The organism is Duncaniella sp. C9 (genome assembly GCF_004803935.1).
GTDB lineage: Bacteria > Bacteroidota > Bacteroidia > Bacteroidales > Muribaculaceae > Duncaniella > Duncaniella muris.
The window spans coordinates 1,850,385-1,866,843 of the sequence record NZ_CP039547.1 but is presented as its reverse complement, the minus strand read 5'-3'; the positions used below and the strand labels follow the sequence as shown (position 1 = coordinate 1,866,843).

Genomic DNA, 16,459 nt, shown 5'->3' with positions numbered 1-16,459 from the left:
GAGATCCCACCATGATGCACCATATCCTGCAGCTTGAATGCCGCAGCAAAACGGCGTCAAAGCTTCCTGAGACCCTTCGATGCGAAAATTTCAGCTTTCCGTCTCTCGCAGTGGCCGAAATGGCTACCTCCGATGCCATCGCCCGACTCCACACTGATCTGATAGCAGCCGGAAGCAATGTGCTTGACATGACATTCGGTCTTGGAATAGACGCATTCCACTTCGCATCAAAGGCCGCACATGTGACAGCGCTGGAATATAACCATGACACCTACACGACCGGCAAAGCCAACATCCAGGCACTCGGTATCCAGAATCTATCCCTTATTGAAGGTGACAGCATCAGCTGGCTGAAGGATAACAACCGATGTTTCGACATTATTTTCATCGATCCTGCCCGTCGAGACAATGCCGGACGACACTTTGCCCTTAAAGACTGCCAGCCAGACATAATCCCCATCATGCCTCTGCTCCTGTCACGCTGCCGGAGGCTGATCGTCAAGGCTTCTCCGATGCTTGACATCAAAAAGACTATCGAAGAATCAGGTGTCAGCTGCGACATCATGACCATAGGCACCGTAAAGGAATGCAAGGAACTTGTGCTTGTGATTGACAATCACGAAGGCTACGCTGAGAATCAGCCGTCAAGATTGTCAACATCCTGCCTGACAGTCGGCCAGGAGCCGTTCCGGTTTACTCCTGAAGAGGAACTTCAGGCAGTACCGGCCTACGCTCTGCCAGAAAAAGGAGGTTTTTTGCTTGAACCATATCCCGCCGTGATGAAAGGAGGCGGCATGAAACTGCTGTCAGCACGTTACGATGTGGACAGGCTGCACCCTAACACTAATCTATTTACCACTCAGTCACTGCCGACATCCTTTCCCGGTGAATATTTCAGCATACTTGAGGTACTGCCATTCGACAAAAAGACAATGAAACGTTTCTCCGCCAATTACCCACATATAAATGTAGCGGTCAGGAATTTTCCTCTGAGCGCACCACAGCTTGCTGCAAAACTGAAAATAAGGGAAGGTGGAAACTGCATGGCATTCGGCACGACAGGCCCTGACGGCCAAAAACTTCTGGTCATCACGTCGATGGGTCTGCCCTGCGGGCAAAAAAATTAGGGCCGAAGTTCGGGAAAACTTCGGCCCCTGCATTTTTTTGCTTTAAGGAATCGTTCAGTATCAGATAATTTCAAGGTTGGCTTCCAGGCGCTGGCGTACCACCTCGTAGATCATTACCCCGGCTGCCACCGAAACATTAAGCGATCCGATGTTTCCAAACATCGGAATACCTACGCGTGTCTCGCACTGCTTCATGGCCTCCGGAGAGATGCCAACATCCTCAGCCCCCATTACGATGGCCACCGGATCGGAATACTTCCCTTCCGTATAGTTAATATCAGATTTCTCTGTCACGGCAACAACATTATATCCGTTCTCACGCAAAAACTTAGCAGCCCACGCGATCGAAGAGACACGACACACCGGAATATGATGCAAGGCTCCCGTTGATGTCTTTATCGCATCTCCACCCACCGACACACTGCCATGTTCCGGAATAACAATAGCATCAACCCCGGCACATTCACATGTACGGGCTATAGCTCCGAAATTTCTGACATCTGTTATACCGTCAAGCAACACGATAAACGGCAATATTCCGGCCTCATACAATTCAGGCACAAGATGATCAAGCCTATGATATGTCACAGCCGACATCATTGCCAACACGCCCTGATGATTCTTACGGGTGATACGGTTGATGCGTTCCACGGGCACACGCTGCATCACAACTCTGTTGGCACGAGCCAACGCAATCAGCTCCGACGCAAGGTCTCCCTGCAGATCTTTAGCTATAAAGATTTTGTCAATTTCTTTGCCGGCTTCGATAGCCTCCATAACAGCCCTGAGGCCATAGATATAATCGTTGCGGTCCACGTCTTTATTCTATTTTCTATTATATTTGTAACTTATTCCTTTTTATTATCTCTGGGCCAGCAGGCTTCTTGCCGCCGCAATGGCCGTTTCATCAATGTCTGCTCCTCCAAGCATAGCAGCTATCGATCGTACTCGCTCTTCATCGCTCAGAAGCGATATGCGGGTGTGGGTCGACTGCTCGTCATCCTCTTTATAGACCCGATACTGATGTGCGCCTTTTGATGCCACCTGAGGAAGGTGCGTAATCGTAGTGACCTGAATATTTTCTGAAATATCCTTCATCATCTGCCCCATACGGTTAGCAACATCACCTGACACTCCAGTGTCAATTTCATCAAATATAATGCTTGGCAACTGCATACGCGAAGCGATGATCGACTTTATTGAAAGCATCAGCCGGGAAATTTCACCGCCGGATGCAGTGGCTCCAACCGGCATCAGAGGTTGATTCTTGTTGAATGCCACCATGAATTCGACATTGTCACATCCGGTAGCGGTCATATCTGCCGGAGTCACGCTGATTTCACAACGCAGATTTTTCATACCCAAAGGCATTGCTATTTCTGTCAGCCGCCGGCCAAAACGCTCGGCCTCTTCCTTTCTGGCATTGGATATTTCCTGAGCGGCCTCTCTGGCAAGCGCCTTTGCCCTGCGCGCGTCACGTTCAAGTTCTTCGAGAGTCTCGTCAGAACTGTCAAGAGCCCTGAGTTTCTCTCTCAGAGAATCACGCAGATCAATCAGGCCATCGGCATCAGCCACATGATGCTTGTGGCAGAGAGAGTAGATGGCCCCCAGCCGCTCTTCAATCGAGGCCAATGCAGCCGGATCCGCTCCAAGGCTTTCGTCAAGCACACAGAAAGTCGAGGCTATGTCTGCCAGTTCTATTTTCGCAGACTCCAGACGTTCCGGAATTGCATCTGAGGCATCAAGCAGGTCTCCAAGTTCATTACATGCCTCGATTGCCTTATCCACCAGACGCAAAGCTCCGCCATTATCTCCGTCGAGCGCACCCGTAGCTTTGGCCAAGGCCTCCTTTATGGATGCAAGATTTGTCATCACATCGCGCTCACGTTCAAGTTCGGCCTGTTCGCCACGCTGCAATCCGAGTTCTTCGATCTGTTCAAGCTGATAGCGGGTAAACTCTTCGTCCTCACGCGAACGTTCTATTCTCGCCCGCGCGGTTTTCAGTCGCTTGATTGCCTCACGCAAGGCATTGAACCTTACCTGATATGCCTTAAGCCGACTGAAATTACCGGCAAGAGTGTCAATCACGTCAAGCTGAAAAGCGGGGGTTGAAAGCAGCTGATTCTGATGCTGGGAATGTATGTCGATCAAATGGAGACTGACCTCTCTCAGCTTCGCAAGAGGAACCGGGGAGTCATTTACAAAAGCGCGCGAACGCCCTGCGGGAGAAATCTCACGCCGCAGAATGCAGCGGTCATCATCCCACTCGATGTCTTCCTGCAGACAGAATTCCTTAAGCAAGGGATAGTCTTTGACTGAAAACACTGCTTCAATAACGCTTTTGGTCTCAGGGTCTGTCACCACACGGGTATCAGCCCTCGCGCCAAGCAGGAGTGAGAGAGCACCAAGAATGATTGACTTGCCGGCTCCGGTTTCGCCGGTGATAACATTGAATCCGGGATGGAAATCAATGTCAATCAGGTCAATCAACGCATAGTTCGATATGTGGAGTGATTCTAACAAATCTTGAATATTTTATGAGTGAGAGTTTCAGTGAGAGAGTAGGCTTTATACCGTATATAATATGTATATAATCTTAGCACGGAGGTTATCACTGATCGCCACGTCTGATTTTTTCGAGACGCTGCTGCTCAGTGGGAAATATCGCCGAAAGCACGTCATAGGCATGCTGACGCTCTTCTGCAGTGCCCTTTGAATATATATTTACAAGTTCGTCAAGTTTGGCATCCTTGAACATCGAAAGCCCGACGGACATTGGCGCTACCTTATAGATTTCAGTCAGTATGTCCAATGACTCGTCAATGGTCTTACGCCCTTTATCCGGACTGACCGACATCTGGTCAAGCCCCTGCAGATGGTAGCTGTAATACAGATCGCGCATCTTGCGCATTGACGGATCAGTGAAAGCCGCAAGCACGGCTGCTCTGTTCTTAGTATCTTCAAACGCTTTCCATCCGCTTTCGCCCGATGACTGGCCCTGATGTACAATCGCTTCAAGACGTTCAAAGAACTGATCGCCTCCACGCGGAGAAAACGAATCAAAATCCACAGCGAGAATCAGATAGATATAGAAATTCAGGATCTGTGTCAGCTGGCTCTCCATGCTGGTTTCGGAATGGATCAGAGGTTCGTTTTCCTGATATGAAAATTCAATCTTGTTGTCCTTGAAGTTGATCAGAGTTGTTGTGTATGACGAATTGTAGACCGGTCTGATAGACTGCACCTGAAGCGAACCTTCCATTGCTCCTGACGATTCATCATATTTCGTGATCGTGAAAAACAGGGTGCACTCAATTTTCTCGTTAGGCGAAAACTGGGCATTAGTCCACTGATTGGTGTCAACATACTCATTGACCGCATTCTGCAAGGTTTCAAAAACGCCCTTGTTTGTTCCCTCAAGCTGAGAAGTGTTGATTTCAACACGACAATTGAGTTCCTGTCCCACAGCAGAGGCAGAAAGCAGAATTGCAAAAAGGATAGAAACAAGAGTTCTCATCAACATCTGTGATCGTAAAATTAGGAAACTGTCTGTTTCTGAAGAAGCCCGGCTATCGAATCAACCACATCGGCAGCGACAGCCTGCTTCGATTTAAGTCCGAATTCAGTGCGTCCACCGTCGGCAGTCATCACAGTCACTTTATTTGTATCTGTTCCGAAACCGGCACCGGTGTCACGCAATGAATTAAGCACGATCATATCAAGATTCTTGGCTTGCATCTTACCGACAGCGTTTTCAAATTCATGGTCAGTCTCCAAGGCAAAGCCAACGAGAATCTGACCATAGCGCTTTTCAGAGCCAAGCGTTTTGGCGATGTCCGGATTCTTTACCAGATTTATGACCGGTACTTCATCGCGCTCACGCTTTATTTTCCTGTCCGCGACATCGGCCGGGGCATAATCAGCCACAGCAGCACACATAACAGATATATCGCTCTGTGGAAACACTTCTTCACAGGCTTGCAGCATCTGACGGGCCGATTCCACTTTTACAAGCCTGATTGCAGGGCTTTTCACCGAGAGTGAGACAGGCCCGCTCACAAGTGTGACTTCTGCACCACGCGAGGCAAATTCCTCAGCAATGGCATAGCCCATTTTGCCGGATGAAAAATTGCCTATAAACCTGACCGGGTCAATGCGCTCATATGTCGGGCCGGCCGTCACAAGTACCTTTTTACCTTTAAAATCTCCTTCTGCGGCAAAATAGGCTTCGACAGTTCTGAAAATGTTTTCAGGTTCTTCCATGCGGCCCTTGCCTACCAGTCCGCTGGCAAGCTCTCCGCTCTCAGGTTCTATGATTATATTGCCGTAACTGCGCAGGAGATCTATGTTTGCCGTGGTAGAGGGATGGGCCATCATATCGAAGTCCATTGCCGGAGCGACAAACACTTTGGACTTGGCTGAAAGATAGGTCGTCACAAGCATATTGTCAGCAATGCCGTGGGCCATCTTGCCTATAGTCGAAGCTGTGGCCGGAGCGATCACCATGCAGTCGGCCCAGAGTCCGAGATCCACATGCGAATGCCATTCTCCGGTATTGGCGGTGAAAAATTCGCTGACAACCGGCTTCTGGCTCAGCGAAGACAGTGTCACGGGAGTGATAAACTGTTTTCCGGCCGGAGTGATCACCACCTGCACCTCTGCTCCGGCCTTGACAAAGAGGCGGAGCAAAGAGACAGATTTGTAAGCTGCGATCCCCCCGCAAATACCAAGGATGATATGCTTGCCTGCAAGCGCACTCATTTCATTGCGAGTTTAATGCGGGTGAAACAATCTTTTGTATTCTGTGCAAAGTCACCTTTCATGATCCAGTCATAATACGAAGGGTCCTTGCGCAACACGTCCGTAACGGGCTGGCCTTTGTATTTGCCGAAGTTCACCAGTTCGCGGTCTTTATCATCGAGAATGATGCGGCCCATGAAATCAACATTGCGGTTGACTCTGGAATACTTGCTGAGTTCTTCCATGTCATTCGGCAGATCGTCATAACGGTCAAGTTGCGCCTTAAGCACTTCATAAGTAGCGCGGGTGTCGGCATTGGCTGAATGCGCGCCGTCAAGATCCTTGCCGCAATAGAATTTATAGGCAGCCACAAGCGTGCGCTGTTCTTTCTTATGAAAAATTGTCTGCACGTCGATAAAACGGGCTTTCGAGAAGTCGAATTTGACCCCTGAACGCTGGAATTCCTGATCAAGCATCGGGACATCGAAACGGTTTGAATTGAAACCGGCTATGTCACACCCGGTCAATTCATTGGCCAGTGACCGCGCAATCTGCCTAAATGTCGGTTCTCCGGCCACATCCTCGTCTGTGATATGATGGACAGCTGTGGCTTCGGCCGGAATAGGCATTTCAGGATTGACTCTGCGTGTCTTCTCGATCTCCTGTCCGTCAGGCATTATCTTTATCAGCGAAATTTCGACTATACGGTCATGGAGAATATCCACTCCGGTGGTCTCAAGATCAAAAAATACTATGGGCTTTTTCAGATTAAGCTGCATGATCTCAAGATACTTTTAAAAGTCTGTTACATTCATCGGCATGAGGAGCATGGTCAGACGAGTGTCTGCTTTGTCTTCAGTCGGAAGAATCACTGCCGGTTTTGAGGGATCGGCAAGTTTGAAAATGATATCTTCTGTCCAAAGCACTCCTGCGAGTTCCGACAGATATGAAGAGCTGAAACCGATAACCATATTGCTGCCGGTGAAATCAGCCGACAGAGTTTCCACGCCTGATGTGTTGTACTCGTTGTCAGACGCCTTGATGGTTACACGTTCTGGGGTGACGTTGAACTTGATCAGGCCATGACCTTCATCCACAAAAAGGCTCACCCGGCGCACGGCAGTGGTGAACGAGTGGCGGTTGACTGTGAGTGTGAAAGGATTGTTTTCAGGAATAACTCTTGTATAATCGGGATAGCGGCCTTTGACCAGACGGCTTTCAAAGGTGAAAGTGTCTGTTTCAAACGTAACACCGGTCTGCTGGTCGAGTTTCACTGTGACTTCCTCATCACGGGTGAAAACGCTGCGGAACACGTTGGTCGACTTGTTGGGCAGGATGAATGAGCCCTCGATCTCAGGTGAAAGGCTGCAGTCTTCGAAACGCACAAGCTTGTGAGTATCAGTAGCGACAAAAACGAGTTTATCAGGCTTGATGTCCCAATACACACCCATCATCTGCGGACGAAGCATATCTGTACCGGCCGCAAAAGAGGTGTATTCCAGACCTCTGAGAAGAGCCGAACCCGGAGCCTTGAACACCAGAAGGTTTTCCGACTGCTTGCTGCGGTCGAAATGCGGATATTCAGAGCCTTTGAGTCCCATGAATTTATAAGATCCGTTCGGATGAGACATCTCTACAGCAAGAGTGTCTTCGTCAATAACGAAATTGAGTTCCTGTTCAGGCATCACACGGAGGAGTTCCACAATGCGGCGCGCGTCAATACAGAACTCGCCCTCTCCTTCGACATCCATGATAGGAATTCGTCCGCAAAGCATGTTTTCACCGTCACATGCGGTGATTGTCAGCACACTGCCTTCTATCGAAAAGAGGAAGTTATTAAGAATAGTCAACGCATTTTTCGCATTGATCACCTTGCTTACCGATGAAGCGAAATTATGAAGTGTCTTACTTGGAACGGTAAATTTCATATCGTTTTTGTTTGAGTTTTTATCCCACAAAGTTAGCACAAAATTTCGCAATTAGCAACCGGCAAAAAATTAAATTCGTAACTTTGCACGAATTTTTGAAATAGCGTTCAACTAACACTGTCTATCATGTGGGTAATCCTTGCAATGGTATCGGCCGTATGTCTCGGCTTTTATGATATTATGAAGAAGCTGTCAGTTGACGGCAACAACGTGCTCGGCGTTCTTTTTCTCAACACCCTGTTCGGCTCGCTTTTCATGCTTCCGGTGATAATCATCGGTGTCAGTCATGGCAATTACGGACTCGGCAACACTCTGGCCGGACATGGCGCCATATTGATAAAATCAGGAATCGTACTGAGTTCATGGCTTCTCGGATATGCAAGTATCAAACACCTGCCACTGACAATAGCGGGTCCTGTCAACGCCTCTCGTCCGGTGATGGTGCTTGTAGGCGCACTGCTGCTTTTCGGCGAGAGACTCAATGCCTGGCAATGGGCCGGTGTAATCCTGGGATTCTGTTCGCTCTATTTCATAAGCCGCGTGGGTGGTAAAGAGGGGATTTCGATGAAGTCAGACAAATGGGTATGGATGGCGATCGGAGCCACCGTCATGGGGGCTGTAAGCGCTCTCTACGACAAATATCTTCTCACCCGCTATGAACCGCTGGAAGTGCAGGCCTGGTATTCGCTCTATCAGATGGTGATCATGGGCATCACAATCGGACTGATACTGCGAGGCAAAGGCAGCGTCACCAGACTGCAATGGCGATGGACCATCCCTTTGATCTCCCTCTTTCTGACCGTGGCCGATATAGCTTATTTCTATAGCTTGTCGCTTGATGGGTCGATGATTGCTGTTGTCTCCATGATTCGCCGCGGAAGTGTGATAGTGTCATTCTTCTATGGTGTTATAGCACTCCATGAAAAGAACATCAGACTTAAGATTATCGACCTCACCCTCCTGCTTGTAGGTCTGACCTTCCTTGTAATAGGAAGCCTTTAGAGCGTTTTGAAAGTCTGGGTCTGTCGCTATTTCAACCGCATTTTTGAAAATCTCACTGTGGTTTTAAGCAGCGGAAACGAGAGCGAGAGTATCGCATCGTCGGTCACCTGCGCATGAACATCTCTCGTTATCGGCTCGAATGTAGAGTCGATCCACTCAAGATCATAGTGATCCAGAAAAATTGTAGGCCTGAGACACCCCTTTCGCATCATGGGCTGCCATTCGGAAGCATATGTCTCGGCTCCCCCTACGTAGATTATGTCATATGCCTCGCCAGATTCATTTCTGACGACTGCAAGCAGATAGCGTCCACCCAAGCGGGCATATTGAGGATTATTTTCCCTGTCAAGATATTGCCAATAGCCTTCAAGCGGGTCAGCCGAAGCCTTCAGATATTCTTCAAGCGCCTTGCTGTCCCAGCCGGTGGCCAGACTTCCGGAAGGGCTGAAAGTCGTCTCTACCGAATATGATGACACTGTCAGCTGTCCTTTGCTCCATATGCTTACACACTCCGGAGATCCCGTCATGTCAAGATCAGTCAGGAATATATCTGTCATCTTCTTGCCTCCGCCACGCAGTTCCAGCCGTCGCTGTCCGCGGTCAACAGACAACTGCAGCGTATTATAGCAGCCTGAAGCATTGTCAAACGCGCCTATATCCTCACTCCAGACCACCTCACCGCCAATTGTCAGAGTCAAAATGCTCTGACGCTTATCAAAGATATCCCCGAAGGAAGTATTGCCGTGACGCAACATCAATCCGATTGTGTCATTCGGGAAAATCACCTTCATCCCCCAATAGTTCGGGGCCATCCCTACCCTCTCGCCTATTCCGGCCATCGCTCCACGCACATCAATCAGATATGTATCTGCTTCCGGCGGAAGCAGCATCCGGCTGGAGGAATCCGTCAGTAGAAAAGGAGTGTCGGCATACACCCTCTCGGCACCCGGCCGTCCGCAAATGACAGCCGGGTGCATGAGGGTTATTGATACCAGAGTTGCAAACATGACTCCCCTGAGGAGAGAGATTGGAGTAGCCATTATATTCTAATGTGTTATGTCAGGGAGCCTGACCTATGAATGATATTGAAGATCAGCGCTTGTCAGCATTGCCTTCATAGAAATTGACATATGCACGGTTGACAAGACGCACACCGCCGGGAGTGGGATAATCGCCTGAGAAATACCAGTCGCCAGGACATGTCGGTATTGCCTCCCGCTGTCCTTTGAGCGTCTGATAGATAATATCCACCTCGGCGTTTATCGAACCGTCGGCAGTCAGCATCTCTACGATCTTGCGCGAGATCTCTTCCTGAGTGAAAGGTGCATAGATGTCTTTCACACAGTTGCGCATCTCTATATCCAGAAGTTTTTCCTGCTGCCGGCATTTTTCATAGGTCTCATGGAGCACGTTTTCCATCCCCCGGTCTTTGAGCAGCTCTACAGCGGCACGGAATGCGATAAATTCGCCCATACGTGACATATCGATACCATAGTAGTCAGGATAGCGGACCTGTGGCGAGGATGACACAACCACAATCTTGCGTGGATGCAGCCTGTCAAGCATCTTAAGAATAGACTGTTTGAGGGTTGTGCCTCTGACAATACTGTCATCAATAACCACCAGATTGTCTACGCCGTTCTCGACTATTCCATATGTCACATCATAGACATGTGCGGCAAGATCATTACGGGCTTCGCCTTCGGCAATGAAAGTACGGAGCTTTATATCCTTGATAGCCACCTTCTCCACTCGCAGGTTTCGCTCCATGATCTCACTCAGGCGCTTCGGATCAAGAGTGCCGTCGGCCTGCGCAGCAAGAATCTCCCTCTCTTTAATGATGTTCAGCTCCTTGTCAAGCTGATCGACCATACCGAGGAAAGCAACTTCAGCCGTGTTTGGGATAAACGAGAATACCGAATGGGCCAGATCATTGTCTATGCTTTCCATTATGGCAGGCACCACATTTCGGCCAAGCTGCTTGCGCTCACGATAGATGTCTGCGTCACTGCCTCGCGAGAAGTAGATGCGCTCAAACGAGCAACGCTGGTTCTCTGCCTCGCCAAGCACATCCGTCACCGAAACCTGCCCGGCTTTGCTGACAATAATAGCGCTTCCGGGAGTCAGTTCGCTCACCGCACGGCGCGGCACATCAAACACCGTCTGGATAACAGGGCGTTCAGATGCCACTACCACCACTTCGTCATCGCGATAGTAGAATGCCGGACGAATGCCGTGGCGGTCACGCAACACGAACATATCTCCTGAGCCGGTGGCACCACAGATAACGAATCCCCCATCCCACTGCGGGGCTGTAGGAGCCAGAACGCGGGTCATATCAAGATTGTCCTCGATGGTAACGCTGAGTTTCTGGCCTGACAGAGAATCGCGATACTGACGGTAGATCCGGTGATTTTCCTTGTCAAGCGCATCGCCGAGCTGTTCGAGAAGCACCACAGTGTCGCTGTAGATTCTCGGATGCTGACCGCAGGCCACCACTCCATTGAAAATGGAATCGACATTGGTCATATTGAAGTTTCCGCACATCAGCAGATTGCGCGAGCGCCAGTTGTTTCTGCGCAGAAAGGGATGACAATACGAAAGACCGCTTTTGCCTGTGGTCGAATACCGCAGATGTCCCATGTAGATCTCTCCGATAAAAGGAGCGTAGCTGTCCACCCACTCCGGATCATGCCCCGAAAGACCTACTGCGGAAATCTTGGTCTTGACAGTTTCGAATATCTCCTGAATGGCATCCTTACCGAGGGCTCTCTCACGGAAAACATATTCATTGCCGGGATATGCGTGCATCTTGACAACCCCGATGCCCGCACCCTCCTGCCCGCGGTTGTGCTGTTTCTCCATAAGAAGATAGAGCTTGTTCAGACCGTAGGCGTAGGTGCCATACTTTTCTTTATAATATTCCAATGGTTTGAGCAGGCGCACCATCGCTATGCCACACTCATGTTTGAGAATCTCCATTTTGCCGGACGAGATATGATTGATTTTTATAAGTTGCAAAGATAATGATTTGACATCACATTTCAAACAGAAATACCCCTGCGAAAGGGCTGTGTCAGAAGCTTTATTTCGCAGGGATATAATGTGTAATTCTATACTTGTCTCACCTTATCAACGGATAAACAGAAGTTCGCGGTATTTAGGCAGAGGCCACATTTCATTATCGACCATAAGTTCGAGTTTGTCGATGTGGTATCGGATAACTTCAAGCGAGGGAGACACGTGAAGCGAGTAGGCCAAAGCTTTCTCACGCTCTTCAGAAATACGATTGGCATCCTTGCGGGCATTGACCATCTTTGCAACCTCTTCTTTGATTATCGAGCAGTGGTGCATGATCTTCTCTACAGTAGCCGCATCCTGCGAAGACAGTTCCTCGCCCTTGTTTCCGGGGAAGAGTGTGCGGATCTTGACCATATTGTCAAGCAGAATCGAGAGATAGCGTGTGGCCACAGGTATGATGTGGTTGATGGCAAGATCTCCGAGCACACGGGCTTCAATCTGGATCTTCTTGGTGTACATTTCCCACTTCACTTCATTGCGAGCCTCAAGTTCGACGTGGTTCATGACGCCGGTCTTGCGGAACATTTCGATTGACGACGGACGCAGGTAGGCATCGAAGATAAGAGCCGGATTGGTCTCGCAGTCAAGTCCGCGACGGGCTGCCTCTTCTTTCCATTCGTCTGAATAGCCGTTGCCATCGAAATGGATGGCTTCGGAATACAGAAGAAGTGCCTTGATCTCGGCAAGGAGCGCATGCTGCAGACCTTCGCCTGCCGCAAGACGCGAGTCAACCTTCTGCTTGAAATCGGCAAGCTGTTCGGCCACCGCTGCATTCAGGGCGATCATGGCAGACGCACAGTTGGCGCTTGACCCTACGGCACGGAACTCGAAACGGTTTCCGGTAAACGCGAATGGTGATGTGCGGTTGCGGTCGGTATTGTCAATCATAAGTTCCGGAATCTGAGCCACACCGAGGTCAAGTTTCTCTTTACCGGCAAGTGCGATCAGTTCGTCTTTGTCTGAATTCTTGATCTTGCTGAGTATCTCTGCAAGCTGGCTGCCGGTGAAAATCGAGATGATTGCAGGTGGCGCTTCATTGGCTCCGAGACGGTGGCAGTTTGTGGCCGACATGATAGATGCCTTGAGCAGAGCGTTGTGACGGTGCACGGCTGCCATGACATTAGCCACGAATGTTATGAACTGGAGGTTCTCCATCGGAGTCTTTCCGGGAGCGAAAAGCAGTGTGCCGGTATCGGTTCCGAGACTCCAGTTGTTATGTTTGCCTGATCCGTTGATTCCGGCAAACGGCTTTTCGTGAAGCAGGATGCGGAAATTATGGCGGCGGGCCACTTCGGCCATCACCGACATGATCAGCATATTGTGGTCATTGGCCAGGTTTGTTTCTTCGAAAATGGGAGCAAGCTCAAACTGGTTAGGCGCAACTTCATTGTGGCGGGTCTTGGCCGGAATTCCGAGCTTGTGAGCTTCGATTTCAAGATCAAGCATGAATGCCTGCACACGCGAAGGTATAGCTCCGAAATAATGGTCTTCAAGCTGCTGATTCTTTGCCGATTCATGGCCCATCAGTGTGCGGCCGGTCATCACGAGGTCGGGACGGGCGGCATAGAGAGCCTCGTCAACGAGGAAATACTCCTGTTCCCATCCGAGGTTCGAGATCACATGCTGTACGTTGGGATCAAAATAGCGGGCCACGCCTGTACCGGCTTTGTCGACAGCTGAAAGCGCGCGCAGAAGCGGGGTCTTATAGTCAAGCGACTCTCCGGTGTATGAGATAAAAATTGTCGGGATACAGAGTGTGTTGTCAAGGATGAACACAGGCGAGGAGATGTCCCATGCGGAATAACCGCGGGCCTCGAATGTGTTACGGATTCCGCCGTTGGGAAAACTTGAGGCATCAGGTTCCTGCTGCACAAGCAGTTTGCCTGAGAATTCCTCTACGATTCCGCCCTTGCCGTCATGCTCGATAAATCCGTCATGCTTTTCGGCTGTGGTCTCTGTCAGCGGCTGAAACCAGTGTGTGTAGTGGCGCACACCGTTGTCAGTCGCCCAGCGCTTCATGCCTTCGGCCACACTGTCGGCCACTTCCAGTGAGATAGGCTCTTTGTTGTCAATCGCATTGATCAGCGCCTTGTAGGTATCCAGAGGAAGATACTCATACATTTTTGCGCGGTTGAACACTTTGCTGGCATAGTATTCCTGCGGACGTTCCTTGGGAATGTCAACCTCAACTGCTTTGCGGTTTGAAGCTTCTTCAACTACCTTGAATCTTAAACTTGACATAGTTGCACGTTGTGTTAAGTATTTATAAATCGTGATCTTTATTTTCTATCGGTCGCGCCGAGGCGTTCGATGCACCGGCGTGTATTTTCGTGAGTGTTGAAAGCGGTCAGCCTGAAATAGCCCTCGCCTGAAGGTCCGAATCCGCTGCCGGGAGTCCCGACAATGTGGTAACGGTCGAGCAGGTAATCAAAAAACTCCCATGAAGTCATTGTTCCGGGCGTTTTGAGCCATATATATGGCGAATTGATTCCTCCTACCGCCTCATAGCCGGCCTCTGCGAGCCCTTCGCGGAGCATGCGGGCATTTTCGAGATAGTAGTCAATGGTTTCTTTGACCTGACGCTGACCCTTTTCTGTATAGAGAGCTTCGGCCGCGCGCTGGGTAAGGTAACTTGCACCGTTGAATTTGGTGGTCTGACGGCGACGCCAGAGACCGTTAAGCGCGATCTTGTTTCCTTTCTCATCCAGCCCCATGAGCTCTTTCGGCACCACGGTGTAACCGAGACGGATGCCGGTAAAGCCCGCGGTCTTGGAAAAACTGCGGAATTCGATGGCCACCTCTCTGGCTCCTTCTATTTCATATATTGAATGCGCCACATCTTCTTCGCGAATGAAAGCCTCATAGGCTGCGTCGAACAGCAGCAGAGCGCCATGTTCACGGCAATAATCAACCCACGCTTTCAGCTGGCGGCGGGTCAGAGTGGTTCCGGTAGGATTGTTCGGATAGCAGAGATATATCACATCGGGATTGTTGACCGGGAGGGCGGGCACAAAACCGTTTTCAGCCGTACAGGGCAGATATTCGATCTCAGTCCAGCGGCCGTCGGCTCCAAGATCCCCGGCGCGGCCTCCCATTACGTTCGTATCAACATAAACAGGATAGACAGGATCGGTTACAGCCACACGATTGGCCGTCGAGAGGATATCGCCAATATTTCCGGTGTCGCTTTTGGCTCCGTCACTGACAAAGATCTCATCGGTGTCTATTTCTATGCCTCGTTCGCGATAATCATAACGTGCGATTTTTTCGGCAAGAAACGAATAGCCCTGCTCAGGACCATATCCGTGAAAAGTTTCGCCTGCCGCCTCATCGTCCACCGCTTTATGGAGCGCCTCGACAGCTGCCTGACACAGCGGACGGGTCACATCACCGATGCCCATGCGTATTATGTCTGCGCCGGGATGGCTTTCGGAATAAGCATTTACCCTGCGGGCCACCTCACTGAAAAGATATGACGCAGGAAGTTTGGTGAAATTATCGTTGATTCTAAACATCTGTTTTACTTTATATTGTATCTACCTATAATTTTTCATCAAAAAAACGAAAGTACCCGGAAAAGATTTTCGGTTCTTCTCCTGATATCCACTGCATCCGCGGAAACACGTTCACGTCACAGCGTACAGTCAGCTTTTTGTCAACGTTGTCGGTAATAATTTCCTTCGAATACTTCAGTGGCACCGCCGGTCATCATGACATGTCCGTTGTTTGCCCACCTGATGTGCAGATCGCCGCCACGCAGGTGAATTGTAACTTCACGGCCACAGCGTCCGGTAAGAGCCGCAGCCACTGCCGAGGCACATGCCCCGGTTCCGCAGGCAAGAGTCTCGCCTGTACCTCTCTCCCACACCCGCATACGGGCCTCTGACGGAGAGATTATCTGCAGGAATTCTATATTTGCGCGGTCAGGCCACATGGAATGCTTCTCAAGCTCAGGGCCAAGAGTTTCAAAGGGGACATCTTCAATACGGTCTACAAAAACGACTCCGTGGGGGTTGCCCATAGAGACAGCCGTCACTCTGACCTCGCCACACGAAGTGGCTACAGGCTCCTCGACCATCTTTTCGGTAGTGCTTCTCACCGGCACAAGCCCGGCATTGAGTTCCGGCTCCCCCATATCGACGGTCACACTCTCAACCTCTCCGGAGGGGCTCATATTAAGCGACAAAACCTTGATCCCGGAAAGGGTTTCAAGGCTTATGCAGGTTTTATCTGTGAGTTTGTGATCGTGGACGTACTTGGCGATGCAACGGGAGGCATTCCCACACATGCGGGCCTCCGATCCGTCGTTGTTAAACATCCTCATTCTGAAGTCGGCTTTGTCAGAGGGGCAGATCAAAACTATTCCATCTCCACCTACACCGAAATGGCGATCACTCATTTCCTCGGCAAGTTCGGGGAGCCGATCAGGCACCGACTCCATGCAGTTGATGTAGATGTAGTCGTTGCCGATGCCATGCATCTTAGTGAAGCTTATCAACTCTCTGTCTTTCTTTGAGCGTGAGGTCATAATTCAAACTACTATCCCAAGTTAAATTGAGAAATCAATGCAAAGGTAAGCAT

The 16,459-nt window shown here is 49.9% G+C and carries 13 protein-coding genes; 2 read left to right on the top strand and 11 right to left on the bottom strand.

Annotated elements, in window-relative coordinates:
• Window positions 1-11 precede the first annotated feature (11 nt).
• Window positions 12-1,127 carry a class I SAM-dependent methyltransferase gene (locus E7745_RS07555; protein WP_160680961.1) on the top strand — a complete coding sequence of 372 codons (1,116 nt, stop codon included), beginning with the start codon at window positions 12-14 and terminating at the stop codon, window positions 1,125-1,127.
• A 60-nt stretch (window positions 1,128-1,187) separates the two neighbouring features.
• Here the strand turns inward: E7745_RS07555 and rlmB are convergent, their stop codons facing one another.
• The 6 genes from rlmB to dnaN form a co-directional block, all read right to left on the bottom strand.
• Entirely contained in the window at window positions 1,188-1,943 is a 756-nt protein-coding gene (gene rlmB, locus E7745_RS07550; protein WP_136408574.1) for a 23S rRNA (guanosine(2251)-2'-O)-methyltransferase RlmB, read from the bottom strand.
• Window positions 1,944-1,988: 45 nt separating this feature from the next.
• Window positions 1,989-3,650 carry a DNA repair protein RecN gene (recN, locus tag E7745_RS07545; RefSeq protein ID WP_168182048.1) on the bottom strand — a complete coding sequence of 554 codons (1,662 nt, stop codon included), beginning with the start codon at window positions 3,648-3,650 and terminating at the stop codon, window positions 1,989-1,991.
• Window positions 3,651-3,738: 88 nt separating this feature from the next.
• Window positions 3,739-4,593, bottom strand: coding sequence for a DUF4835 family protein (locus E7745_RS07540; RefSeq protein WP_240740265.1), 855 nt, complete (start codon window positions 4,591-4,593; stop codon window positions 3,739-3,741).
• A gap of 71 nt (window positions 4,594-4,664) precedes the next feature.
• Window positions 4,665-5,888, bottom strand: coding sequence for a bifunctional phosphopantothenoylcysteine decarboxylase/phosphopantothenate--cysteine ligase CoaBC (gene coaBC / locus E7745_RS07535; RefSeq protein WP_123398705.1), 1,224 nt, complete (start codon window positions 5,886-5,888; stop codon window positions 4,665-4,667).
• Window positions 5,885-6,646 (bottom strand): 3'-5' exonuclease, encoded by a 762-nt coding sequence (locus E7745_RS07530; protein WP_123398704.1) that lies wholly within the window; start codon window positions 6,644-6,646, stop codon window positions 5,885-5,887. Before E7745_RS07530 ends, coaBC begins: the two co-directional genes overlap by 4 nt.
• Before the next feature lie 15 nt (window positions 6,647-6,661).
• A complete protein-coding gene (gene dnaN, locus E7745_RS07525; protein WP_107031537.1) occupies window positions 6,662-7,795 on the bottom strand; it encodes a DNA polymerase III subunit beta in 1,134 nt (377 codons plus the stop codon).
• Between the two features lie 126 nt (window positions 7,796-7,921).
• Between dnaN and E7745_RS07520 the strand changes: the two genes are divergently transcribed.
• Complete coding sequence (locus E7745_RS07520; RefSeq protein ID WP_107031536.1) at window positions 7,922-8,797, top strand: DMT family transporter; 876 nt, start codon at window positions 7,922-7,924, stop codon at window positions 8,795-8,797.
• Window positions 8,798-8,823: 26 nt separating this feature from the next.
• On the opposite strand, the gene E7745_RS07515 is transcribed toward E7745_RS07520, so the two are convergent.
• The 5 genes from E7745_RS07515 to dapF form a co-directional block, all read right to left on the bottom strand.
• Entirely contained in the window at window positions 8,824-9,804 is a 981-nt protein-coding gene (locus E7745_RS07515; protein ID WP_123398703.1) for a hypothetical protein, read from the bottom strand.
• Between the two features lie 85 nt (window positions 9,805-9,889).
• Window positions 9,890-11,779 carry an amidophosphoribosyltransferase gene (locus tag E7745_RS07510; protein WP_124075530.1) on the bottom strand — a complete coding sequence of 630 codons (1,890 nt, stop codon included), beginning with the start codon at window positions 11,777-11,779 and terminating at the stop codon, window positions 9,890-9,892.
• Between the two features lie 150 nt (window positions 11,780-11,929).
• Window positions 11,930-14,119, bottom strand: a complete 2,190-nt coding sequence (locus E7745_RS07505; protein WP_123398701.1) for a glutamine synthetase III — start codon at window positions 14,117-14,119, stop codon at window positions 11,930-11,932.
• A gap of 38 nt (window positions 14,120-14,157) precedes the next feature.
• The gene (locus E7745_RS07500; protein ID WP_123398700.1) at window positions 14,158-15,393 is read right to left on the bottom strand and encodes an LL-diaminopimelate aminotransferase; all 1,236 of its coding nucleotides are present in this window, start codon (window positions 15,391-15,393) and stop codon (window positions 14,158-14,160) included.
• Window positions 15,394-15,533: 140 nt separating this feature from the next.
• Window positions 15,534-16,406: a diaminopimelate epimerase gene (gene dapF / locus E7745_RS07495; protein ID WP_240597640.1), complete on the bottom strand. Its 873-nt coding sequence runs from the start codon at window positions 16,404-16,406 to the stop codon at window positions 15,534-15,536.
• Window positions 16,407-16,459 lie beyond the last annotated feature (53 nt).

Coding starts and splice junctions, on each gene's coding strand:
- E7745_RS07555 (WP_160680961.1), top strand. CDS start 12: ATGATGCACCATATCCTGCAGCTTGAATGCCGCAGCAAAACGGCGTCA.
- coaBC (WP_123398705.1), bottom strand. CDS start 5,888: ATGAGTGCGCTTGCAGGCAAGCATATCATCCTTGGTATTTGCGGGGGG.
- E7745_RS07530 (WP_123398704.1), bottom strand. CDS start 6,646: ATGCAGCTTAATCTGAAAAAGCCCATAGTATTTTTTGATCTTGAGACC.
- dnaN (WP_107031537.1), bottom strand. CDS start 7,795: ATGAAATTTACCGTTCCAAGTAAGACACTTCATAATTTCGCTTCATCG.
- E7745_RS07520 (WP_107031536.1), top strand. CDS start 7,922: ATGTGGGTAATCCTTGCAATGGTATCGGCCGTATGTCTCGGCTTTTAT.
- E7745_RS07515 (WP_123398703.1), bottom strand. CDS start 9,804: ATGTTTGCAACTCTGGTATCAATAACCCTCATGCACCCGGCTGTCATT.
- E7745_RS07510 (WP_124075530.1), bottom strand. CDS start 11,779: ATGGAGATTCTCAAACATGAGTGTGGCATAGCGATGGTGCGCCTGCTC.
- E7745_RS07505 (WP_123398701.1), bottom strand. CDS start 14,119: ATGTCAAGTTTAAGATTCAAGGTAGTTGAAGAAGCTTCAAACCGCAAA.
- E7745_RS07500 (WP_123398700.1), bottom strand. CDS start 15,393: ATGTTTAGAATCAACGATAATTTCACCAAACTTCCTGCGTCATATCTT.
- dapF (WP_240597640.1), bottom strand. CDS start 16,406: ATGACCTCACGCTCAAAGAAAGACAGAGAGTTGATAAGCTTCACTAAG.